This is a genomic window from Janthinobacterium sp. P210006, assembly GCF_036231885.1.
Lineage (GTDB): Bacteria > Pseudomonadota > Gammaproteobacteria > Burkholderiales > Burkholderiaceae_D > Janthinobacterium > Janthinobacterium violaceinigrum.
In genome coordinates, this window is the sequence record NZ_JAZARD010000002.1 from 1,134,124 (window position 1) to 1,156,492 (window position 22,369).

The 22,369-nt window shown below is 58.7% G+C and carries 20 protein-coding genes and 2 pseudogenes; 12 read left to right on the forward strand and 10 right to left on the reverse strand.

What is annotated here, in order from left to right; all coding sequences use genetic code 11:
• Positions 1–37: 37 nt before the first annotated feature.
• The 12 genes and pseudogenes from VPH41_RS28465 (at position 38) to VPH41_RS13470 (ending at position 12,168) form a co-directional block, all read left to right on the forward strand.
• On the forward strand, positions 38–616 hold the full coding sequence (locus tag VPH41_RS28465; RefSeq protein ID WP_442906261.1) for an RHS repeat-associated core domain-containing protein: 579 nt from the start codon (positions 38–40) through the stop codon (positions 614–616).
• Complete coding sequence (locus tag VPH41_RS13420; RefSeq protein ID WP_328570396.1) at positions 613–1,065, forward strand: hypothetical protein; 453 nt, start codon at positions 613–615, stop codon at positions 1,063–1,065. The genes VPH41_RS28465 and VPH41_RS13420 overlap by 4 nt, the downstream gene beginning before the upstream one ends.
• A 78-nt stretch (positions 1,066–1,143) precedes the next feature.
• Positions 1,144–1,224, forward strand: a pseudogene (locus tag VPH41_RS13425) (RHS repeat-associated core domain-containing protein); the annotation flags it as partial.
• Positions 1,225–1,245: 21 nt separating this feature from the next.
• Positions 1,246–2,109 carry a hypothetical protein gene (locus tag VPH41_RS13430; RefSeq protein WP_328570533.1) on the forward strand — a complete coding sequence of 288 codons (864 nt, stop codon included), beginning with the start codon at positions 1,246–1,248 and terminating at the stop codon, positions 2,107–2,109.
• Between the two features lie 50 nt (positions 2,110–2,159).
• Complete coding sequence (locus VPH41_RS13435; RefSeq protein ID WP_328570397.1) at positions 2,160–2,612, forward strand: hypothetical protein; 453 nt, start codon at positions 2,160–2,162, stop codon at positions 2,610–2,612.
• 68 nt (positions 2,613–2,680) lie between these two features.
• Complete coding sequence (locus tag VPH41_RS13440; RefSeq protein ID WP_328570398.1) at positions 2,681–2,812, forward strand: hypothetical protein; 132 nt, start codon at positions 2,681–2,683, stop codon at positions 2,810–2,812.
• A 15-nt stretch (positions 2,813–2,827) separates the two neighbouring features.
• Positions 2,828–3,340, forward strand: a pseudogene (locus VPH41_RS13445) (phage baseplate assembly protein V); the annotation flags it as partial.
• Complete coding sequence (locus VPH41_RS13450) at positions 3,340–3,684, forward strand: GPW/gp25 family protein (protein WP_328570399.1); 345 nt, start codon at positions 3,340–3,342, stop codon at positions 3,682–3,684. The pseudogene VPH41_RS13445 and the gene VPH41_RS13450, both read left to right, overlap by 1 nt.
• Positions 3,685–3,927: 243 nt before the next feature.
• Positions 3,928–4,431 (forward strand): RHS repeat-associated core domain-containing protein, encoded by a 504-nt coding sequence (locus VPH41_RS13455; protein ID WP_328570400.1) that lies wholly within the window; start codon positions 3,928–3,930, stop codon positions 4,429–4,431.
• Positions 4,432–4,766: 335 nt separating this feature from the next.
• Entirely contained in the window at positions 4,767–5,303 is a 537-nt protein-coding gene (locus tag VPH41_RS13460; protein ID WP_328570401.1) for a hypothetical protein, read from the forward strand.
• Between the two features lie 753 nt (positions 5,304–6,056).
• Positions 6,057–6,881 carry an SGNH/GDSL hydrolase family protein gene (locus VPH41_RS13465; RefSeq protein WP_328570402.1) on the forward strand — a complete coding sequence of 275 codons (825 nt, stop codon included), beginning with the start codon at positions 6,057–6,059 and terminating at the stop codon, positions 6,879–6,881.
• 232 nt (positions 6,882–7,113) lie between these two features.
• Positions 7,114–12,168: a diguanylate cyclase domain-containing protein gene (locus VPH41_RS13470; RefSeq protein ID WP_328570403.1), complete on the forward strand. Its 5,055-nt coding sequence runs from the start codon at positions 7,114–7,116 to the stop codon at positions 12,166–12,168.
• 36 nt (positions 12,169–12,204) lie between these two features.
• Here the strand turns inward: VPH41_RS13470 and VPH41_RS13475 are convergent, their stop codons facing one another.
• The 10 genes from VPH41_RS13475 to VPH41_RS13520 all read right to left on the reverse strand — a co-directional run bounded on the left by VPH41_RS13475 (position 12,205) and on the right by VPH41_RS13520 (position 22,350).
• Positions 12,205–13,704 (reverse strand): nucleobase:cation symporter-2 family protein, encoded by a 1,500-nt coding sequence (locus VPH41_RS13475; protein ID WP_328570404.1) that lies wholly within the window; start codon positions 13,702–13,704, stop codon positions 12,205–12,207.
• 521 nt (positions 13,705–14,225) lie between these two features.
• Positions 14,226–14,354, reverse strand: coding sequence for a hypothetical protein (locus VPH41_RS13480; protein WP_328570405.1), 129 nt, complete (start codon positions 14,352–14,354; stop codon positions 14,226–14,228).
• A gap of 83 nt (positions 14,355–14,437) precedes the next feature.
• Positions 14,438–14,773: a hypothetical protein gene (locus VPH41_RS13485; protein ID WP_328570406.1), complete on the reverse strand. Its 336-nt coding sequence runs from the start codon at positions 14,771–14,773 to the stop codon at positions 14,438–14,440.
• Positions 14,770–15,120 (reverse strand): hypothetical protein, encoded by a 351-nt coding sequence (locus tag VPH41_RS13490; protein WP_328570407.1) that lies wholly within the window; start codon positions 15,118–15,120, stop codon positions 14,770–14,772. Before VPH41_RS13490 ends, VPH41_RS13485 begins: the two co-directional genes overlap by 4 nt.
• Positions 15,117–15,614 carry a glycoside hydrolase family 19 protein gene (locus VPH41_RS13495; RefSeq protein ID WP_328570526.1) on the reverse strand — a complete coding sequence of 166 codons (498 nt, stop codon included), beginning with the start codon at positions 15,612–15,614 and terminating at the stop codon, positions 15,117–15,119. The genes VPH41_RS13490 and VPH41_RS13495 overlap by 4 nt, the downstream gene beginning before the upstream one ends.
• A gap of 14 nt (positions 15,615–15,628) precedes the next feature.
• Positions 15,629–16,057 (reverse strand): hypothetical protein, encoded by a 429-nt coding sequence (locus tag VPH41_RS13500; protein ID WP_152257883.1) that lies wholly within the window; start codon positions 16,055–16,057, stop codon positions 15,629–15,631.
• 68 nt (positions 16,058–16,125) lie between these two features.
• Complete coding sequence (locus VPH41_RS13505; protein ID WP_328570408.1) at positions 16,126–17,925, reverse strand: hypothetical protein; 1,800 nt, start codon at positions 17,923–17,925, stop codon at positions 16,126–16,128.
• Positions 17,926–18,780, reverse strand: coding sequence for a hypothetical protein (locus VPH41_RS13510; RefSeq protein ID WP_328570409.1), 855 nt, complete (start codon positions 18,778–18,780; stop codon positions 17,926–17,928).
• Between the two features lie 183 nt (positions 18,781–18,963).
• A complete protein-coding gene (locus tag VPH41_RS13515; protein WP_328570410.1) occupies positions 18,964–21,519 on the reverse strand; it encodes a GDSL-type esterase/lipase family protein in 2,556 nt (851 codons plus the stop codon).
• Positions 21,520–22,350, reverse strand: coding sequence for a hypothetical protein (locus tag VPH41_RS13520; RefSeq protein ID WP_328570411.1), 831 nt, complete (start codon positions 22,348–22,350; stop codon positions 21,520–21,522).
• Between the last annotated feature and the right edge of the window lie 19 nt (positions 22,351–22,369).

Below are 22,369 nucleotides of genomic sequence, written 5' to 3' on the forward strand. Positions count from 1 at the left end.
CGCAGCCTGATGGGCCTGGGCCAGCGTCATCGTCACGGTGCTGGCCAACAACGACACGGGCATTGCCAGCGCCGAACTGCTGACCACTGTGGCGCGCGCGCTCAACGCCGAGGAAGTGCGTACCCTGGGCGACCGACTGACGGTCCAGGCCGCCCAGGTCATCGACTACCAGATCGAGGCCACCTTGTTTATCGGCGTCGGCCCGGAAGTGCTGCGCAACGACCAGTTCTACGCCAGCCATAACGACAAGCTGGGCCGGCCGGAAGTGCTGACCGGCTCGAATGGCGCCATTGCATGGCGCGCCGCCAACGCGGCATTTGACCGCACCGTCATCATCGACAATATTGGTGGCATGCATATCGGCTTTCCAGGCCAGTATTACGATACCGAGTCAGGGTTGTGGTACAACTGGAACCGTTACTATGATGCCTCGCTAGGACGGTATGTGCAGAGCGATCCGATTGGCTTGGCTGGTGGGATCAACACCTATGCATATGTTGGTGGCGATTTTACATATCCGACACGTGGCGATCTTGAGAAAATTCCACCAAGTGGTGAGGGCGGGATCTGGCACAACGCTCCCCCAAATCCGAACTATAAAGGGAGAAAATATTGAGAACCTTTCACCGACGGAAGGGCATCCTAATAGCGACAGGGCTATCAATTATTGCGTTGCTCGCCATTGGATGCGCCGTTTATTTTCAGCAGTCACGAATCCCCGCAAATGAAGCGCAGCGTGGAGATCGACCGTTTAACCTTACTCAGCGGGATTTTTCTCAAATTGTTGCCGAAGCCGAAAAAGGCAATTGTGTTTCAGCATATAGGCTCGCGCAATATCATTTGTATTCATCGCTAGAGTTACAGCAGGCGGAAAAATATTTCTGGCTGGCCGCGAAATGTCAGAATGCCGGCGCGTTGGTCGGTCTCATCACAATACTTCGGAAGCCGGAGAATGACGCCGAAATTGACGACCTGTTGGTTTCTCTGAAGAAGATTGACGCAAAAAAGGGGGAATCGGCTTCCGAAGAGGTCGCACTTCGGAGGGCAGAGCGACCATCAAAGTAAGCTTTGCTGGGCACGTTGGCGTCAGGCGTATCCCGATTGTGCCCTTTCCGTATCTCACCCGTATCCTATCGTAGGCTATTGCAGAGTGATCCAATTGGACTAGTCGGAGGTATCAATACCTATGCATATGTTGGGGGAAATCCCATTTCGTCTATTGACTCTAACGGACTCGAGACGTGCGTGCTGGTAACAACCAATTCATGGGGATTTCGAGAGCATGCGGCACTTTACATGTCACAGGCGGGCGAAAGAGGACAACCGATTTTATTTGATCCTAGCGGTTCGTACGCACAAAGCAACGGCGGCCGCACTGGTGATGTCGTAGAGGGAAGCACAGCGAGTATAGGTAAATTTTCAAAATACCACACCAACTCGAAAATTGAGAAAAATTGCAAAGATACAAGCAAAAAAGAGGAACAACGGTTATTGCAAAAAATTGAAGGAATGCAAAGCCCAGGTATCGCTCAATGCGCCGTAAATGTTTCAAACGTATTAAATCAGTCGCCATATTTTCCGAACGTAACAAGCGGAACTCTATTCCCAGGAAATATTTTTCGTGACGCAGGTAAAAAAATAATGAAATTAAATATTATCTTTATAGTATTAAGTACCATCTTACAGGTCTTATGGACCTGCTTGATTGCTCGACACTATAACATTTTTGCAATTACGTGCAAATTACTCACTTTTATTTCCCTATCAATATACATATTAAACCGATCTATTTTTACTTATCCATGGTACAACCGAGTACTTTTAGGTGCAATTATAGGATTTATCGGAGGGATTGCAGCGGCGTTTGCTGCAGAACTTGCACTCAGGGGAACATCTATTCTGATTCGAGAATATCCAATTAGCAACTTTTATTTTTTCCCCACACTACTGTTGGGCTGGGTATATGGAGCTATCTTATTCACTATCGGACCTTCGGCATTAGAATCCAGATTAGCAATACCAGTAGATTGGAAGGAAAATATCCCAACTATGCCAGGAGCATATTTAGACTCCGTAAAAAAGAAGGAGCAAACTCCTTTCGAGCACTAGACATGGGATTTAGAGAATGGGCTAAATTGCCACGTTTCCGGAGCTAGATCATGAAAAAATTTTATGAATTTATTGTTGTTTTCTTTGTTTTTGGATTAATTGGTTGCTATTCTGAGAAATTTATAGACATTAGCAATAAAGAAGGCTACTCCAAATTGATCGGAAAAACCTATGAAATTACAGGACCGATAATTGGCCATGGAATCAGAAAACACTCAAATGCGCCAGTTGACTATGTCACGTTGATGCCTCCCCCTGGCATAGGTGGACATCAGATTGCATTTGCCAATTTAGTTCCTATTGGATCAAAAATTAAGATTATCAAAGTCTTAAAAAGCAATCGATTGATCGACTCAGATATAACTTTAATTATTGAAGTCTACGAAGGCGATTTCACATCAAATGTTCCTATAAGAATTGATCTAACAAGAGGTAATGAAGGAAGTAAGTCCACGTTATTGAACGAGAAATTTTATAGAAAGATAGACAACCAACGATTATAAAGCCATTAACTCGCTTATCAACCCGCCCCTGCGTGCATCCGCACGCGGACTTCGGCAACATGCATTGCATGAACGCCGACCTGTCCGACCTCCTCCGCTTGCTGCAAAACCTGATCCGCCTGGGCGCCATCGCCGAGGTCAAAGGGGCCAGTGGGCGCGCGCAGCTCGGGCCGACACTTGCCACTGAATGGCTGAACTAGGCCACTCGGCGCGCCGGCAGCACGCGCACCTGGTCGGCGCCCACAGTCGGCGAACAGGTGATCGTCTTTTCCCCAGGCGGCGACCTGACGCGCGGCATCATCATGCCGGCGCTGTACTCGCAGGCGTTTGACGCGCCCGAAACCAGCGACACTGTCCACACCACGCACCACCACGACGGCGCCGTGCTGCAGTACGATCATGCGGCCCATGCCCTGACGGCCACCCTCCCCGGCGGCACGGCCACCATCACCGCCGACAAGGTGACGTCGAACGCGCCCAGCACCATCTGCACGGGCGACCTGACTGTCATGGGCAATTTGCTTGTCGAACAAGCGGCCACCGTCAACGGCGCCACCGCCCTGAACGGCGGCATGAACGCCAAGGCCTGCGCCACTGGCCGCGTGGCCATGGCCGTGCAAGGGACGATCAAGGCCAGCGAGGACGTGCTGGCCGGCGCCATCAGCCTGGCCAAGCATCCACACGCCAGCGTTAAGGCCGGCGGCGACAGGTCGGGCGGGCCACTGTGATGCTGGGCATGCACGCCGCCACCGGGCGCAGCCTGACGGGCCTGGGCCACCTGCGCCAGTCCGTGACCGACATCCTCACCACGCCCATTGGCTCGCGCATCCGGCGCCGCCGCTATGGCTCCGAAGTGCCCGAGCTGATCGACCAGCCCCTGAATAGCGCCACGCAATTGCGCATCTATGCGGCTACCGCCTTTGCCCTGCGCCGCTGGGAGCCGCGCCTGCAGCTCGCCAGCGTACAGCTCTCGCGCGACACGGACGGCGCCATCGCCCTACTGCTTGATGGCACGGCCAATGGCCAGGGCATCACCCTGTCCGTGCCCGTCAAGCAAGGCGTCACTGTATGAGCACGCCCATCGACCTGACCCAGTTGCCGGCGCCCAGCGTGGTCGAGGTTCTGGACTTCGAAACCATCCTGGGCACACGCAAAGCCCACCTGGTGAGCCTGCTGCCGGAAGCCGAGCACGCCGCCCTCACAGCCCTGCTGGAGCTGGAATCGGAGCCGGCCACCAAGCTGCTGGAAGAAAACGCGTATCAGGAAACCGGAAACCATCCTGCGCAACCGCCTCAACGAGGCGGGCAAGGCCGTTATGCTGGCGTTTGCCCTCGATGGCGACCTCGATCAACTGGGTGCCAACGCCAACGTGGCGCGCCTGGTCATCACGCCGGCCAATCACCTTTCCAGGTCGTATCATGATACCGAGTCAGGGTTGTGGTACAACTGGCATCACTACTACGATGCGACGCTGGGGAGGCATTTGCAGAGTGATCCAATTGGACTTGCGGGAGGCATCAATATCTATGCCTATGTTGAGGGTAATCCAATCTCGTACGTAGACCCGACTGGACTGGCACCTGGTGATCCTTACAAAACTGCCAACGCGGCCACCATTACTGCAATCAATGACATTGTTGGACTGACTGCGAGTTCTGGCGTCGAGTACGGCGGGCGGGTGTATCGTATGCCAAATGGAAAATATTCCTACACAGCGCTTGCTAGAGGCAACAAGAAAATAAGGGAAAAGTTCCTTCTCCGATTTACCCCACACAAGGTACGAATGATGACATTTATCATACTCACTCGAATACCCTAACTGCGGCGAAGGGCACTGGCAATCCGAACATAGTCTCATCTGGCAACCAGTATTGGTCTGATCAGAAAAACGTTCCAGCGTTCGTGGGTACGCCGGCTATTTGCATCTGGAATTTGAAGGCAATATGGTTTACCTTCATCGTGAGGACTTCGCGAGGTCGATACTTCAAAATGGCATCTGCATTGAAAAATGGCACATCAAAATATAGCGAGACCAATTCTGGCGCATCACACTGTAAAGCAATGAATAGTTCCGTTGTTGAAAATTGCAGAAAATCTTGCAACTCAAAATAAATTTCCTCACAAACTTTCGATGAATATCATAAGATCATAAAAATGGATAAAACATTCAATAAAATAATTAAAATAAATTTCACTTTATATACATTATTTATGGCTTGCCTTTTATTTATCCCAAAAACAGCAAGTTTGTGGTGCATATTTACTGCGCCGCTTATATGGGCTATGTGGATTTTTTATTCCGCGACTAATGAAAAAACAATAACGAGAAAAATAATTTATCTATGGTTAATGGCCGACCTCATGTCACTACTCCTGGCTTCAAACACTTATGCCGACTATTCAAGAAGGAATGACTCTGAAATTTATTACATCATCGTATTTCTTCCCATATTCCTACCTGGATTTATATTATCACTACTAACCAATTCTATATTTGACTGGGCAATATTTTTTAACTGGCTTAACGAAGCAACCCTACAACAAGGAATATCTATCGAAATACGGAACTGGTTTGAATTTTCTGCATTTTCCCTAATGTCAACAATTATTTTCCTTTTAATTACTTCCAGTATAAGAAAAATCAATAACAAAAAAAAGCAAAAAATAATTCCCCCATCAAAAGAAATATAGGCATTCATGCAAAATTTTAATGTGAATCGAAAATAGTCAATCTAGCTAGGATCTCCTGCCCTATACCTGGGCGCCATCGCCGAGGTCAAAGGGGCCAGTGGGCGCGTGCAGCTCGGGGCGACACTTGCCACTGAATGGCTGAACTGGGCCACTCGACGCGCCGGCAGCACGTGCACTTGGTCGGTAACCTGACGCGCACCATCAAAAAAACAGGCAGAAACAGCCAGGCGCCAAAGCTACGCCACGACGCAAGAGCACGTTTACACGGGCAAACAGGCGGACTAGCGACGCCCCTGCATGTGTGGTGGCTAATTGAAGAAATACGGAACATCATCCGCGAGAACAGAGAGAAACCTTGCCAACCTACAAGACTGAGTGACGGCAAGGAAACAGCATGAACATGCAACATATGCGCACGCCAAGAGGCTGCCCCACTATTGGCTTGCGATAGAAATCCTGCCAGCCTGGCGTGCCCAGAATCGCCGCACTGAACGCTCGCCGACTGCATGGAGGCCTGAATGTTGCCGCCCGATTTTTCAGCACAATAATCCCGAAGTCGACGTTCGCATCCGAACATGCAACTAATCCGACGCTCCGCTAACTAATAGACAGCAAGCCTGCCGCATCGTAGCCTGGGCAAGCCCGTCGCTACAGGCGGCAGGAGCAAACATTCAAAATGTCTGGGGAGATTTCTGCGTTCTGGCAAGCCACCTCAGCATGAATTCAAATATAGCCTACGCGGGAGGAATGATCATGCAGGATAGAAATGTTTATTGGGATGAGGTGAGGATGCAAAATGAATTTCATCAGCCATCGATCCTGGCAATCGGCGATAGCTGGTTTTGGTATTTATTTCCCGGCGGGTCGCTCTTGAATAAATTAGGAAATTTAGTTGAGACGAAAGAACATTACATTCTGGCTCACGGCAACAATGGTGCCGAAGCCTACGATTATGTATACGGAACCTACAAAAGAAGAATCCAAACGGCGCTACAACTGCATGGGGATTCGTTGTCAGCGGTATTTATCAGCGGTGGAGGCAACGACTTCGCCGGCCTGTCCGACCTGCGCCCGCTACTATTGAATGACTGCTCCGCTTGCACTACAGCGGAAGCCTGCTACCGGCATGGCGACGACGAGCAAAGCCTGGAGTGGCTGTTAAACAAGGTGATCGGAAGCTACATCGCTCTTATCGACAAGATCATTGGGGCGACATGGAATACGGCGCAAAATGCAAACGGGCCCACGAAAATCTATTTGCATAACTATGACTATGCCCGGCCAACCGGCATCCATCTTCCTTTTATCGAAAGTACCAGCTGGCTGCGCGCTGCGCTAGTCGTCGCAAATGTGCCCATTCACCTGCAAGATGCCTGTATCCGTTTTTTGATCGACGAGTTCACCGTGCGGTTGAAAGGGCTGGTCGCTCGTTACCCCGGCCGTGTTCGTCTTATCGATAGCCGCGGCACATTAAGTGACAACGACTGGGCCAATGAACTGCATCCAACACCGACGGGTTTCGAAAAAATTGCTCAAGTCTGGCGCCCCATACTGCAAGCTGACGGGCTTGCAGCATAGTGAGCACTGCCCACATGAAGGCTTTCTCATCTGAACTTCTCCCATGCATGGATAAAGTTGATGCCAGAGAGAGCCTCCGGTTCCGGCCCCCCGCCACTGGCATTTTTGCAACAGCACCGCTCGCTAGGCTCGCTCCCACGCGGTTCCCTACTGATATAATACTTACAATCAAGTAATACCACGAAATCTGCGCCTCAAGGCTCCCGCAACCGTCTGTGTCCCGCTACAGCCCATGAGCTCCTTTTTCGACCACGAGATCATCAAACAGCTGCACAGCGGTTCCCGCTCGCAGGTTTACCGCGCCCGGGCTGCCGATGGCACGGCGCTGGTCGTCAAGAAACCGAATCAGCCCTTCCCCTCCTTTCAGCAATTGGCACAATTCAAGCGCGAGTATGCGATCGCGCGCCGCTGCCGCCACCCTGGCGTGGTGCATCCGCTTGCCCTGCAGCTGCATGGCGGACGCTGGACGATGATCCAGGAAGATACGGGGGGCCAGGCGCTCGACCAGATTCTGCGCGCGCAGGTGGCGGCGCGCAGGACACCGTCGCAGCCCGCGTTGGCGCTCGACGATTTTTTCGACATCGCGCTGCAACTGTGCGCCGCGCTGGAGGAAGTCCATCGCCAGGGCGTGATCCACAAGGATATCAATCCCTCCAACCTGGTATGGAATGCAGAGCAGCGGCGGCTGCAGCTGACCGATTTCGGCATCGCCTGCGAACTGCCATACGAAAGCCAGGGCATCGTCAATCTCAGTACACTGGAAGGCACGCTGCGCTACATGGCGCCGGAACAGACGGGGCGCATGAACCGGCGGGTCGACTGGCGCGCCGATTTCTATGCGCTCGGCGCCACCTTGTACGAATTGCTGGCCGGCCAGGCGCCGTTCGAGACGGGCGACGAGATGGAACTCGTGCATTGCCACATTGCGCGCAATCCCGACTGGTCGCACCCGGCGCTGGCAAGCTTGCCGGGCCAGCTGCTGCCGATCATCCAGCGGCTGCTGGAGAAAAATGCCGATCAGCGCTACCAGAGCTTACAGGGCCTGCGCAGCGACCTCGCAGCCTGCCGCGCGGACAAGCCGGCACAGGCCCTTAAACTGTCCGACCACAATGGCCGCTTCCTTGTCCCGCAGACGCTGCATGGGCGCGAAGATGCCATCGCCGCGCTGCTGGCGGCGTTCGAACGCAGCGCGGCGGGCACCTGCGAAATGCTGCTGGTGGCCGGCCACTCCGGCATCGGCAAGTCGGCGGTCATCAACGAAGTGCAAAAGCCGATCATCGCCCGGCGCGGCTGTTTCCTGTCCGGCAAATTCGACCAGCTGCAGCGCGACGTCCCCTATGCCCCGCTGATCCAGGCCTTCCAGGGACTGGTGCGCCAGTTGCTGGGCCTGCCCGAGGAAGCGCTGCGGCAGTGGTCGGGGAAACTGCACGCCGCCCTGGGCAGTGGCATGGGCGTGCTGGTCGAACTGATACCCCAGCTGGCATTGATCGTCGGCCCCACCGACGCGGTGCCGGAGTCGGCACCGACGCAGGCCCAGCACCGCCTGGACCGGCTTTTCCCCCGCTTCGTCGACGTCTTCGCCACCGCCGGGCATCCGCTGGTGCTGTTCCTCGACGACCTGCAATGGGCCGATGCGGCCACGCTGCGGATGATCGAACTGCTGATGGTCTCCGGCGACAATTGCTGCATGCTGCTGATCGGCGCCTACCGCGACAACGAAGTGGGCGCCGCGCATCCGCTCAGCGCGCTGCAAGACAAGCTGCGCGCACGCGGCGTGCGCCTGTCGACGCTGTTACTGCGCGCACTGACCGAGCCGCAGGTGGCGCAAATGGTATCGGCCACCGTGCGCGTGCCTACCGCCGGCTGCGCGCCATTGACCCGCATTTGCTACCGCAAGACTGCCGGCAACCCATTTTTCCTCAACCAGTTCCTGGCCGCGCTCAATGAGGCGGGCCACCTGCACTACCGGGCCGCCGACGATTGCTGGGACTGGGATCTGCCCGCGATAGAACAGGCCAGATACACCGACAACGTGGTCGAGGTACTGCTGGAGAAAATCCGCCGCCTGCCCGAAGTGACGCAGCGCCTGCTGCAACTGGCCGCCTCCAGCGGCAACCGCTTCACGCTCGACACGCTCGCGCTGGCGGCAAGCCGCACGCCCTGGGACACGCAGCAAGACTTGTGGCCGGCGCTCAAGGCAGGACTGATCCAGCCGCTCGACGAACGCTATAAATACGTGCATGGCGGCACCGACGCGGGCCAAAGCGGCGTCCGCTACCGGTTCCTGCACGACCGGGTGCAGCAGGCCGCCTACCTGGTCGCCGATGCCGGCACGCGCGCGGCCAACCATCTGCTCATCGGACGCCTGCTCCTGCGGCACGCACCGCCGGAACGCCAGGATGAAACGCTGTTTGAAATCGTCGAGCAGCTCAACGCCGGCCGCACGCTGATCGACGATGCAGGCGAGCGCGTGCAGCTGGCCGCGCTCAATCTCCAGGCCGGCGTCAAGGCGCGGCGTTCTGCCGCGTTCCAGGCCACCCTGGAGCACATGCGGATCGGTCTCGGCCTGCTGCCGCCTGAAGCATGGAACGGGCACGCCGGCCTCTGGCTCGACCTGCAGCTGGGCGCGGCCGAAGCGGCCTACCTGTGCGGCCAGTTCGATGCTGCCGAGGCGATCTATCCGCTGGTGCGGGCCCGCTCCCTGACGCCGCTGCTGCAGGTACGCTGCATTGCCATCCAGGCGCACCAGTATCAACTGCAGGGCCGCCTGCTCGACGCCATTGCCGTGCAGCGCGATGGCCTCGCGCAGTTGAATATCGACATACCGCACGAGGTGGCGCAGATGAAGGCGCGCTTCGCCGACATTCTTGCCGAACTCGGACGCCTGCATGGCGCACAGGCGCCCGACACCTTGCTGGCGGCCCCCGAAATGTGCGAGCCGGACGCGCTGGCCGCGATGCAGATGATGCAGGGCCTGTGGATGGCCAGTTACTACGCAGGCCAGCAGGACCTGAGCGCGCTGATGGTGGTATCGATGACGCGCCTGTCCATGCAGCGGGGAAGCAGCGATTTCAGCGCTGTCGCCTATATCGGCTACGCGATGATGCTTGCGCTGTACGGCGGGGACGTCGCGCGCGGCTACGACTTCGGCGCGATGGCGATGGCGCTGGCCAGGCGGCGTGGCAACCTGCAGACGCGCACGCTCACGGGCCTGATGTTCGGCGCGCTCTGCAATCACTGGACGCAGCCGCTACGCAGCTCCGACGCCCTGTACGAAGAAGCCTTTGGCTGGGCACTGGAAATCGCCGATTTCGTGCAGGTGGGCGTGGTGGCAGCCGTGCGCGCCACCGACCGGATGATCCTCGGCGACTACCTGCCGCACCTGATGCACGACATCGAGCACGACCTTTCACTGATGCGCGCCAACGGCCAGCAGGCGATGGCCGATTGCTGTGTCGCCGCCGCGGTCCAGCCGATCAAATGCCTGATGGGCCTCCTGCCCCGCCACGACAGCTACGACGACGCAACGTTCAGCGAGGCGCGCTTCCTCGATCAATATGGCGGCTCGCACCTGTACCGCGCCTACTATTTGCAGGGGAAGATCCGCAATGCCTGCCTGTTCGACAGCGCCGACGCCGAGCTGCTGGCCGGCCAGCTCGGCATCATCACCCAGATCATGCGCGGCCAGGCCAAGGTCGTCGAATCGAGCTACTACGCGGCGCTGATATGGATACGCGCGTTACGGCGCGCTCCAGCGCGTGCCGATGCGGCCGAGGTGCTGGCCACGATCGCGGCGCTGCAGGCGAACCTGGCCGGCTGGGCCCAGCAAGGCTCGGACAATAGCGGCGCCAGGCATCTGCTGGTGATGGCCGAGATGGCGCGCTATCAGGGGGATCTGCAGCTGGCCACGCGCTGCTACCAGCAGGCCATCGACGCCGCCGGCCTGGCGGGCTACGTCAACGTCCAGGCGCTGGCCAATGAGCTGTGCGGCGAATGCTGGCTCGAGCAGGGGCACGCGCGCGTGGCCGCAGTTTTCATCCAGGACGCCATCGCGCATTACGGCCAGTGGGGCGCGGAAGGCAAGGTGGCGCAGCTGCGCGCGCGCCACCATGCGCTGCTGTCCAGGATGGACGGCCGCGGCGCGCCGACACATAGCGGCCCCCACGCGCGCGGCAGTTCCGCGCTCGATCTGGTGTCGCTGCTGAAAGCGACACAGATCCTGTCGAACGAAGTCGGCCTGCGCAACGTGCTGACGCGCCTCATTTCCATCGTGTGCGAAAACGCCGGCGGACAGGTGGCGCGACTGCTGCTGCGCGCCGAAGACAGCTACCAGTTGGAGGCCAGTATCGATGGCGACAGCGATGGCGATGTCGTCACCGTGCTGCAAGCGCGCCGGCTCGACCTGAACGCCGCCAGCGACCCGCAGTTTCCCCTGTCGCTGCTTCGCTACGTCATCCGCACCGGTGCCGAGGTGATCGAAGACAGCATCACGGGCGTCTCGCGCTTTGCCGCCGACCCGTACGTGCAGCTGCAGCGGCCGCGCGCCGTCATGTGCCTGCCGATCCGGCACGGCGGGCAGATCGACGGCATCCTGTACTTCGAGAACCGGCTTGCCGAAGCCTCGTTCACGAGCGAGCGCGTCGCCTTCCTGCGCATGCTCGGCGCGCAGGCGATGATCTCGATCTCCAGCGCCCGGCTGCATGACAGCCTGGAACGGCGCGTTGCCGAACGCACCGAGCAGCTGGAGGACGCCAACCGCAAACTGGCGACCCTGTCCATCACCGACGGCCTGACCGGCCTGGCGAACCGGCGCCATTTCGACGACGTGCTGCGCACCGAATGTGCACGCGCCACGCGCGTCGGCCAGCCGCTTGCCGTCATCATGCTCGATGTCGACTACTTCAAGCGCTACAACGACCGCCACGGCCACCAGGCCGGCGACGCATGCCTGATCCGTGTCGCGCAGGCGCTGACGGCCGGCATGCGGCGCGCAGGCGACCTGACGGCACGCTACGGCGGCGAAGAGTTTTCGATCGTGCTGCCGAACACCGGCGCAGACGAGGCGCGCCAGATCGGCGAAGCGCTGCGGCGCGCCATCGACGACCTGGGCATCGCCCACGCGAGCGCGGATGCGCAGCACGTGACGATCAGCGTCGGCATCGCCATCCAGCCGCCACCGGGCGCCGCCGATCCGGACGCCCTGCTGCGCCTGGCCGACGCCGCGCTGTACCACGCCAAGGATGCGGGACGCAATTGCGTGGTGCTCAAGCTTCTGCCGCCTGGCTGAGCGGCGCGCAGCGCGCTCACGGCGGCTGGCTGCGCCTCAATCGCTGCCGCGACTGCTCTCGCGCGCCTGCTTGCTCGCCTCTTCCCTTGAGGCCAGGCCGTTGAAGAACAGATTGAGCAGCACGGCGACAATGGCGGCCAGCAGGATGCCGCTATGCAGCAGGGGCGACAGGGCCTTGGGCATATGCTGCGCATATTGCTCGGCCACCAGCGGCAGCATGCCGAAGCCGATAGACAAGGCCACGATGAACAGGTTGTTGCGGTTGCTCTTGTAGTCGACACCGGCCAGGATGCGGATGCCGGTGGCGGCCACCATGCCGAACATCACCAGCCCTGCCCCGCCCAGCACGAACGCCGGCACTGCCTCGGCCGTCTGCGCAATTTTCGGGATCACGCCCATGACCAGCAGGATGATGCCGGCCGCCACGCAAACCCAACGGCTGCGCACGCCCGTCACGCCCACCAGGCCCACGTTCTGCGAAAACGAGGTATAGGGGAAAGTGTTGAAAATGCCGCCGATCAAAGTACCAAGGCCATCGACGCGCAAGCCACGGCTGATGTCGGCCTGCGTGATGCGCTTGTCCGTCATCTCGCCCAGCGCGAGGAACATGCCCAGCGACTCGATCATGACGACGATCATCACCAGGCTCATGGTCACGATGGCCACCACGTCGAACGTGGGCATGCCGAACTGGAACGGCGTGACGATGGCAAAGGCCTTGGCGCTGGCCACCTTGGCGAAATCAGCCTTGCCCAGCGCGAATGACAGGGCCGTGCCAGCGATGATACCGACCAGTACCGCAATATTCGACAGGAAACCGCGGCCATACTTGGCCACCAACAAGATAACGGCCAGCACGAAGAAGGCGATGCCCATATTGTCCAGCGCGCCATAGCCGGGATTGGCAATCAGGGGCACGGGGCCGGCTGGCGCGGGCAAGCCGGCCGCCGTGGCCGCTGCGGCCATCTTGAGGAAGGCGGGATCGGCAATTTGCGCCATGGCAGGCGGTCCGCCCATGGCCCAGTTCACGCCCACGCGCATCAGCGACACCCCGATTACGGCGATGATGCTGCCGGTAACCACGGGCGGAAACAGGGCCAGCAGGCGGCTGATGAAGGGAGCGATCAGCATGGACACGACGCCGGCGCCGATCACGGCGCCAAAGATGCCCGTGATGCCCAGGGCCGGGTTGTTGGCCATGGCCAGCATGGGACTGACGGCGGCAAAGGTGACGCCCATCATCACGGGCAGGCGGATGCCGAAGTACTTGCCGATTCCCAGGGACTGGATCAGGGTCACCAGGCCGCAACAGAACAGGTCGGCGCTGATCAGCGCTGCCACCTGCTCGGGCGGCAACTTGAGGGCACGGCCGACGATCAGCGGCACGGCGATGGCGCCCGCATACATGACGAGCACATGCTGCAAGCCCAGGGTGAACAGCTTGCCGGCAGGTAGCACTTCATCGACAGGGGACGGGGCAGCGGGTACGGTGCCGGGAGCGCTGCGGTGGATGGATTTCAAGCGGGGAGAGGCCATTTACGCTCCATTTCCTGGGTTACCGCGGCCCGGATGGGCGCAGATGAAAGGGAAAAGCAAGAGAGAAACGGGACAAGAAACGGGATGACAGGAACACATTAGCGGCCGATGATGCATGCGAAGCTCCTTGGATGGGACGACTCCAGCAAGCCATGCACGCTTCGTGCCAGCGATGATTGTATACAGAAATTGTGCCGAAATATCATCGCGATCATGAAAATCGGGCGCTGAACGCGCTGCGGTGCACTGTTTTCTGGCGCGCCACGACGCGCTGCACCACGACGCGCTGCACCACGCAGCTGCACCAGAAGGCAGCAGCAGACGGCGGCGGGGGCGGCAGCGCAAACCCCATCCGAGAATGGCGCGAGGTAACGATAGCCGGTGCAATACTAGGCCAATGCCAGGCCGCGACCAATCCAAGTGCAAGCCAAGCGCGATAGCCGGCGCGCGCGGCCAAGGGATCGCGCGCGGAGCAGACAAGCCGCAGCGCAGGCATCGGCATCGCGGAATACCAGCCCGTGCTAGCTGCCGGCGCAGCCATCAACGAACGCTGCCAGCTGCAGCACATGAGCTGCGCGCAGCTGCTCGCACGCCAGCAAGGCTTGCGCCTGCGCCTGCGCAAAAATCTCGTGTGCGGCACGGCTGAGCAAGCGCACACGGCCAGGAAATCGCGCGCGGCGCACGTAAACGAGCCGCAGCGCAGGCGCCGACATCGCTGAATTACCGGCCTGTGCTAGCTGCCGGCGCAGCCATCGACGAGCGCTTCCAGCTGCCGCACATAGGCCGCGCGCAACTGCTCGCGCGCCAGCAAGGCTTGCGCCTGCGCAAAAATACCGTGCTGCGGCACGGCTGGCAAGACGGGCGCCGACGGACGGGCAACCTTGCAGGGCACGGCAATGGGCAGCGTTTCCGTTGCCGCTTCCTGCGCCGGCCGGCCTGCAGCGCAGCCGCCCAGCAGGCAAACCAGCAGGCAAGCCCATACACAGGCCGGCAAGCAAGCACGCCAATAGTTCCAGGCCCGCAGCGTGGTCCACAGCAGCGGCGCCGCACGCGTCATTGCCGCGCTCATGGCGTCCCGCCAGCGATTCTTTCAGCCGTTTCGCGGGCGATCAGCGCCTCGGCAGCGCGGCAGGCATCGCCTTCGGGCTGCAATGCCAGGATGCGCGCCGCTGCCGCCTGCGCGTCTGCCTGTCCGGCCTGCGCCGTGGCCAGCGCCTGCCTTGCCCGCGCCGACCGTCGCACGCCCTCCTCCCGCAAGGCATTCAGCGCCTGGTTCTGGCGCCGCAACACGCCCTGCACCTGCAGCACCTGGGCCGCGCACGCGGCACGGCCCGCTTCGCGTCCCCAGCGCTGGGCGCAAAACACGGCCGCGCCCAGCAACAACAGCATGACCACTATGGTCAACGACGGCTTCATGCCAGCACCTTGCGCGCGACGACATACAAGGCCAGACGTTCGGCCAGGCCGTTTACGCCACCGTTGATGCGGCGCGTCACACGCTCCTGGTCGCCCGCATCGGCCAGGCGGTTCAAGCCGCGCGATTGCCAGAACCAGCCTGCCGAGCGGCAAGCGGCAGCCGTCTGCTCCAGCAACTGCGGCGCCGCCAGCAGGTCCAGGCCCAGCGCCACGCCGCACGCCGCATAATTGGCGCGCCCCGTCACCTGCAGCAAGCCGCGTCCCTTGAAGCGCACGCCATCGCCGGCGACCACGTTCCCCAAGTCGGCGCGTCCTTCATAAGCGGCGCCGCTGGCCAGCTCGCGCACATAGCGCAGCTGCCCCGATTCGTGGCCCACCTGCGCCAGGAATGCCGCCTGGCGCAGCGGCGTATCGATGCCGAATTCCGCCATCGCAGCATTCAGGGGCGCCAGGAACAGCGTAGCGCGGCGGCCGGCCAGCGGCATGATCTGCATCAATTGCGCGCCTGTCACAGCATGCCCCGCACGTCCTTGACGGCAGCGGCCGCATCGGCCGCCAGCTCGCCGATATCCTTGCCGCGCCGCTTGTCGAACCAGCGCACGCAGGCGCCCAGCACCCACCAGGCGGGCAAGCCGGCCGCCACCATCAGCGGCGCGGCGATGAAGAGGAAACCCGTGGCCGGGTCGCCGCCATACAGGCCGGCCACCGTCTTCGCGCTGTCGAACAGGCTGGGCCACCACGACAGCACGGCGGCCACCAGCACGGGGCCGAGAAAGGTGGAAATAATGATGCTGGAACAAAAACGGATGAATGCCTCCTTCGTGGATCGGGGCCACATGAACATGAAGCCCAGCGACGTGGCGGCGGCGCCGGCCAGCACGGGCACGCCAAACAGTTTGATCAATGCGCCGCCGGCGGCGGTAGTTTCGAGGGCCATGGTTGCCTTTCAAGGGGTGGAAATAAAAAAACCCGCCGAAGCGGGTTGAAATGTAGCAAGCACAATCGTTATGCCACCTTCACAATCACACGGGCGCGCCCATCATCTTCGATGGCGATGACCTTGCCGATGGCGCGCATGTATTGCTGGAGTGTCAAGTCCTCCTCATTGATAGCAGTGCCTGCAATGCCATCACCATGCTGTACCGGCACGATGAACTGGCCGGGCACTGCCCCCTGAATGTTACATGGCACCTGGCCGGCGAAAGCGACGCGGTCCACCGTCTGGCGCAGCGCTTCGAGTGCCGCGTCGAAGGCAAGTCCGGGAGCCTGCCGCGCTGCCCACTCGTCATCGGTATCGCCCGCCAGCTGCACTTCGCGATACACGGCAGCCTTGGCGGGAATCGCCGGCGTGATCAGGGTGAGGCCATCGTAGACGGCCTCGACAGCTGGTTGCGCCTCGCTGACCAGTTGCGATTCAACGCGATCAACAGTACGTGTCACGGATGCCGGACGCTGGCCAAGTTGTTGCGACCATTTGTCGCCGCCCACCATGCAAGGATCCGTGGATTTCACGGCAAACGAGATAGCGTCGGCCCAACGATCGGTAAGCTTGCCATCTGCGCCGATGCCGATCACTTGCCCTGCCGCGACGATGCCGCATGCAGGGGTCTTGAACAGGTATTCGGCATAATCGGCGCCGCTGGCATTGATCGTGCCGGCGGCATTGATGCTGCGGCCAGTGGCCTGGACGCCCACATACAGCACGGCGATGCTCCCTGCCCACGATGCCGTACCGGCGCCAGCCAGTACCGCCAGGGTCGCCGTCGCCGGTTCGCCAGTACGGCCCACGTACAGTATCTCTCCCGCCGGTGTCGTGTCCTTGTAAATAGTATGGAGATCGCGCGCCCCCGCGCTTGTGGAGGCAGGACCGCAGCGCATATTGCCCGGCCACGCCACCTGGCCCGTGCCAGTAATGCCCAGCAAAGGTGCGGAGAAGGTCCCGCTGCTTTCGTCATAGGCCCGCAGATTCATCTTGTAGCCTTGATAGTAAAGGCTACCGGATCCTGCCGAGGTGGACCAGAGGAAGCGGCCGGGAAACGCAGCACCAGGTATGCCGCCGACACCAAGCGCGCCCACTTCGTAATATGTGTTTGCCAACAGTGGATTGCCGCCATTCGGTATCGACAAGCTGCTTTGCTGTGCGCCGCGCGTACCAGCATGAATGGTTTTAGGACCATTTAACGTAGAATTGGTGTGCAACTCGACGGCTCCCGGTCGCACCGTCATGGCTGGTGCGCCGCCAACACTCACCGCATACACAGCGATGGCATCCCACGAATCCTTGGGCGGCTCGGTACCCAGGAACTCCAGCTTTTGCTGAAACCACATGTTTGAATCGATGTAGCAGGACAGCGTGGAAAACTGCACCGCGCCCACATAGATGACGCCATCGCTGCCTATCTTTACTCCCTGAATATCGGCATGCTTGCCATCGCCGGTGCTGTACCAAGAGCCGCGAATCTTGCCGTCGTTATCACAACGCAGCAAAATCACCGTTTCGATACCATTGGAAAAACCTTCATAGGATGAATACGAGGTCGCGCCGGAAATCCGGATAGTGGCTTCGCCACCCGATGCAGCCACATTAAACTTCGCAACGCGCCACCAGCCATTGCTTAATCCAACATTCTGCTGCTGGCCAGGGCCACGCACCGCCATGGTAATGAAGCTCGGCGTCGTGATCGGTCCTGACATGGTGCCGCCAGTTAAAGGCAGCGCATTGTACGGTCCCGCAGCAAACGCCCTATCCATTTCATTCAATTTCTCGTTGACGTTAGGCATACCGTCATAAAATTTATCGGCCATTCAGATTCCTTCAATTTGTAGTGGTGCAGAATAAGTGTCAAAGTACGGCGTAGTTACCGCATCGCTATTACTGGCTTTGCCATACAGCATGTAGTCCTGCTCCAGCAGCGGATCCGGGTTTTCCGGGAACAAGCTGAACAGCATCGCCTTGCCCTTGCCGTTCTCGCGCAGGATGCGCATGAAGCGGGCGCGGTCCATGGGCGTCAGGTGCGTCAGATTGATGCTCAGCTTGTCGCTGGTCGCGCCCAGTGCGGTTTTCAAGGCGCCAGCACCCGTGCGGTAATTTTCACTGCTATCGAGCGTCTGCAACTGGGCGCCATACTCGGCGTTACATTGCGGTGACCAGTAGTTGCCCACCACCAGGCGCGAAATTTCCAGGTAGCCTTCCGGGCTTTGTGGCGCAGACACGTCGATCACTATCTGGCGCACGCGCGCAGGGGCGAACCATGTCACGCCGTCGGAGCCGCCGCCGCGCGCCCAGGTATTCACGCCACCCCATTGATAGGCGTTCCAGCCGAGCGGCAGTGCGCCCCAGGGATAGGAACCATGCACAGCAGCCGGGCACGGGAAGACGCTGCCTGTGTCGAATACCGGCACGGCATCGCCCGGCTGGGCATAGCCGCGCACGCGCATGCGCGCGCTGCTGGTCATGTTGGTGGAGATCAGCGCCACGCAGGCGATGGACTCCTGTGTCGGCCAGGTGGCGGTGATGGTCTGTGCAGTGCCGCTGGCGCGTAACACGGCATTCTTGCTGTCGCGCTGCAGGTTGGCCGGACCCAGTTCGCCGGTTTGGCTTGATGCCGTCAGCACCGCGCGGTCAGCGGCGTTGTCGTGGATGATGCGAAGATTGCTCATGGCAGCAGTGCCCTTTCCAGAATGAGATCAATGGTTGGTGAAATAAACCCAGTGGCAGCGCCGATATGCTCGGTGGCGGCATATTCCCGGCGCCGCTTCGACAGCATCACCTCGACTATCCCGGTACTGGTGGACGAAATAAAAAAACCCGCCGAAGCGGGTTTGGGGTGAGCGACTGATTTGCTACACGGCTTTGACCATCACGTAGGCCCGGCCGTCCGGCTCGATCGAAATGACGCGCCCGACCGCCTGCAGGTACTGCTTCATGGTGAGGTCGTCCTCGCGCACGGCGATGCCCTTGATGCCGGCGCCGTCCTGCATGGGCACGATGTAGTCGCCCGGCTGGGCGCCCAGCACGTTGACCGGCACGCGGCCGGCGATGGCGATGCGGTCGACCTTCTGGCGCGCCGCTTCCAGTGCTGCGTCGAAGGCGGCCATGGCCTCGACGTCCTGCTGCACGGCGACGTTGTGGGCGGCCAGTGCAGCACCATAGGTGGCCTGCTTTACTGCCCATTCCTCGTCGCTGTCGCCCGGCTCGGTTACCACGTCCTCGTATTCTGCCGGGTCAGTATCAGGTATGGGGTGCGGCATAGCCACGTCTGCACGACGTGTGGGCTGAATCGGCACCGCTCCAGCTAGTGCAGTTGGCTCCATGCCAATGCCGTCAGACCAAGTATCACCGCCAACGAACGCAGGTGCCGTGGACTTGATGACAAACATGATTGAATCTGTCCACTTATCTGTAATGGTGTTGTTGGCAGTGATACCGATGATCTGACCGGCCCGAATAGAAGCACAGCCGTTACATTTGTAGATGTATTCGGCGTAATCATTACCGCCTGTATTTACGCTACCTTTGGCGTTAATGCTGCGGTTTGTTGCACTATGAGTACGTATCTGTAGAGCTGTACCCAATGCCGAACCCTGTTCGCCATCAACCTTGTAGAAAATTGAGTTGTTGGTAATTATGTGTCGAGACTCACCCTGCACACCAGCGCCAGCCACCCCGACAACGAACGACCCCGGAGCTGTAATAACGCCACCACTCAACAGACTGGCAGTAATAGGTTGCGCCGGATCAAGTAACGAAACGTTCAAATAGCCATTCGATTTCGTTTTGACCAGAGAATTTGGAGCTGGAGCGGTAATAACTTGCCGACTAGGAAAAGTAACCAATCCAGCGGACTCGATGCGGCCATACGTTGTCGAAGGTGCCAGATTGACTAGACGAGAGCCGTTAGGCACCAAAGCGTCAACGACTGGCGAATACATATTCAAAGAGGCCTTACTGATTCTCCCTTGGGCAGCCTCAAGGATCTGTTCCTGGTTTAGGGCCGAGCGCCATACTGTGAAATCGCTGAATTCGTAGCCATTGCTGTTGAAACCTGCATTATCGCTACGTCCACCAAAAACGACTGTATCATACGATTGATTTTTCGCAGGGGTAGATACAGCGCTACCTTGAAAAACACCGTCAATATACAACTTCCACTCAGCAGAAAAATAGTTAAAAGTAACCATCGCACAATGCTCATCGAACGTGGAGGTAGAAACGGTAGATACAATGCCACCTTCACCATTTCCAAAAACCAGTTCCAGCACATCAATCGAATTTCGCAAGCGTACAGATTGAAATACCCCAGACGAATGCTCCATGCAAATTAATGGCTTGCCAGACAAGCCTGCGGCAGTGCGACGAATACGACACATTACTGAGAAACTGCCGAAATCATTTTCCGAGGTATAGCGTATAGGAATTGCACCATTTAGCATTTCCGTTACCGCTATGGTACGCGGATTAACGAATTCAGGAATATACACCAGTCCACTGGTCAAACTTTCAATCAAGGATAGAGGAAACGCGCGGTACATGGCTTCATGTCCTGCATCGTTAGGATGCAAGGCATCATCCCACATTCCCGTACGCCATTTACCGGTCCCGTCGTCAACTGCTCCAAGAAAGTTGACATAAGGAATATCGGAATTCTCCAGTTCCTGATCGGCCTGGAGCAAATATTGATAATCCGTTTCGGTGTATTGATTATTGGAATAAACACCTGCCACTATTACCTTATAGCCCCGCTCCCTACACATAATAACCAATGCACGTATTCCATTAATATACGCATTATAAGTTGCTTCTTTATTTACACTACCAACAAGTCCCTCATTGCCGAGGGACATACCGACAATTACCGTATCAGGATGTTCCGACACCACATCGGAATAAAATCTTCCCATCAGCGCTGCAGCATTATTCCCTGCGACAGACTTGTTAACTATGGAATAACCGGCAGGAGCCAGCGCAACGGATAACTTGTATGCCCAACCCTGCATATTTTTAGCCCCGTACCCTGCCGCTACTGAGGAACCAAAAATAACTATCTTTTTGGAGCGCTTAATGGGATTGTATAGCATGTCAAACTGACGAAGTCGCTGCGTTACTTTTACAGCCGGTCCTGATACTGGCGCATAGCCCATGTAATCGGTCCCATCAGGGCTGGCCAATTGCTCCGCAGACAGGTTAGGCACAAACCAAATGGTCCCATTCCATGTCTTCTCTGCATTAGCTGTTGTATCAAAATATCTGTCACCAACTCTGCGAGGGCTACCGTCCGGGCGCGTTGCAGGTACTGTTGCCGACACTCCATAATATGATTGCTGCACCGTCGCGCTATTCGACAACTGATTAAGCTGGTGAATAAAGTCTTTCTGTCCGGCGTAAAAAAAGGCTGTCATTTATATTTCCTCGATTTCGATGTTGGTGGCATAAGCCTGGAAAGATGGCGCGGTGATGGCGGCCAGGTTGGCCAGGCGTCCATACACCTGGTGCGTCTGCTCCAGCTCGACGTCGTCGCTATCGGGATACAGGCTGACGAAAAGCGGCAGCGACAAGCCGTTGCCGCGCACGATGCGCCACAGCTCGGCGCGGTCCAGCGGCGTCATGTGATCGAGCGTCAGCGACAGCTTGCGGTACCTCGCGCCCCGTTCGACCTTCTGGCTGCCAGCGCCGTTGCGGTATTGGCTGCTGGTGTCGACCGGCGTAATGCCAGCCCCATACGACGCATTCCGCTCAGGACTCCAGTAAGCGCCCGCCACCAGGCGCGCAGCTTCGATATAACCGGCCGGATTGTCAGGATCGGCCAGGTCGATCACCAGTTTCCTGATGCTGCGCATCTGGAACCAGCAGCGCGCGTAGGTACCGCCGCCGTAGCTGTAGGCGTTCACACCCAGCGGCAGCGCCCCCCAGTCCCACATGCCCAGCCGCGCATACTCGCACGCCGGCATGACGCCGGAATCGAACGCTGGCCCAGCATCGCCAGGCTCGATATAGCCGCGCACGCGAATGGTCGCCGCTGGAGTCAAGTTGCAAAACGGCAGCGCCACGCCACCGACAATTTCCGGTAACGGCCACGTTGCCGTAATGCTTAACTGGGTGCCAACCGCACGAAGCACCGAGGACTTGCTTTCACGTTGCAGGTTAGCCGGGCCCAGCGTGCCGGCCTGGCTCGATGCCGCCAACACTGCGCGGTCGGCCGCGTTGTCATAAATAATACAAAGATTTTTCATATAGATTCCAGTAATGAAC

Bases quoted from the DNA above. Each gene is read 5' to 3' on its own strand.
- VPH41_RS13435 (WP_328570397.1), top strand. From the start codon at position 2,160: ATGAAAAAATTTTATGAATTTATTGTTGTTTTCTTTGTTTTTGGATTA.
- VPH41_RS13440 (WP_328570398.1), top strand. From the start codon at position 2,681: ATGAACGCCGACCTGTCCGACCTCCTCCGCTTGCTGCAAAACCTGATC.
- VPH41_RS13450 (WP_328570399.1), top strand. From the start codon at position 3,340: ATGCTGGGCATGCACGCCGCCACCGGGCGCAGCCTGACGGGCCTGGGC.
- VPH41_RS13455 (WP_328570400.1), top strand. From the start codon at position 3,928: ATGCTGGCGTTTGCCCTCGATGGCGACCTCGATCAACTGGGTGCCAAC.
- VPH41_RS13460 (WP_328570401.1), top strand. From the start codon at position 4,767: ATGGATAAAACATTCAATAAAATAATTAAAATAAATTTCACTTTATAT.
- VPH41_RS13465 (WP_328570402.1), top strand. From the start codon at position 6,057: ATGCAGGATAGAAATGTTTATTGGGATGAGGTGAGGATGCAAAATGAA.
- VPH41_RS13470 (WP_328570403.1), top strand. From the start codon at position 7,114: ATGAGCTCCTTTTTCGACCACGAGATCATCAAACAGCTGCACAGCGGT.
- VPH41_RS13475 (WP_328570404.1), bottom strand. From the start codon at position 13,704: ATGGCCTCTCCCCGCTTGAAATCCATCCACCGCAGCGCTCCCGGCACC.
- VPH41_RS13485 (WP_328570406.1), bottom strand. From the start codon at position 14,773: ATGAGCGCGGCAATGACGCGTGCGGCGCCGCTGCTGTGGACCACGCTG.
- VPH41_RS13490 (WP_328570407.1), bottom strand. From the start codon at position 15,120: ATGAAGCCGTCGTTGACCATAGTGGTCATGCTGTTGTTGCTGGGCGCG.
- VPH41_RS13495 (WP_328570526.1), bottom strand. From the start codon at position 15,614: ATGCAGATCATGCCGCTGGCCGGCCGCCGCGCTACGCTGTTCCTGGCG.
- VPH41_RS13500 (WP_152257883.1), bottom strand. From the start codon at position 16,057: ATGGCCCTCGAAACTACCGCCGCCGGCGGCGCATTGATCAAACTGTTT.
- VPH41_RS13505 (WP_328570408.1), bottom strand. From the start codon at position 17,925: ATGGCCGATAAATTTTATGACGGTATGCCTAACGTCAACGAGAAATTG.
- VPH41_RS13510 (WP_328570409.1), bottom strand. From the start codon at position 18,780: ATGAGCAATCTTCGCATCATCCACGACAACGCCGCTGACCGCGCGGTG.
- VPH41_RS13515 (WP_328570410.1), bottom strand. From the start codon at position 21,519: ATGACAGCCTTTTTTTACGCCGGACAGAAAGACTTTATTCACCAGCTT.
- VPH41_RS13520 (WP_328570411.1), bottom strand. From the start codon at position 22,350: ATGAAAAATCTTTGTATTATTTATGACAACGCGGCCGACCGCGCAGTG.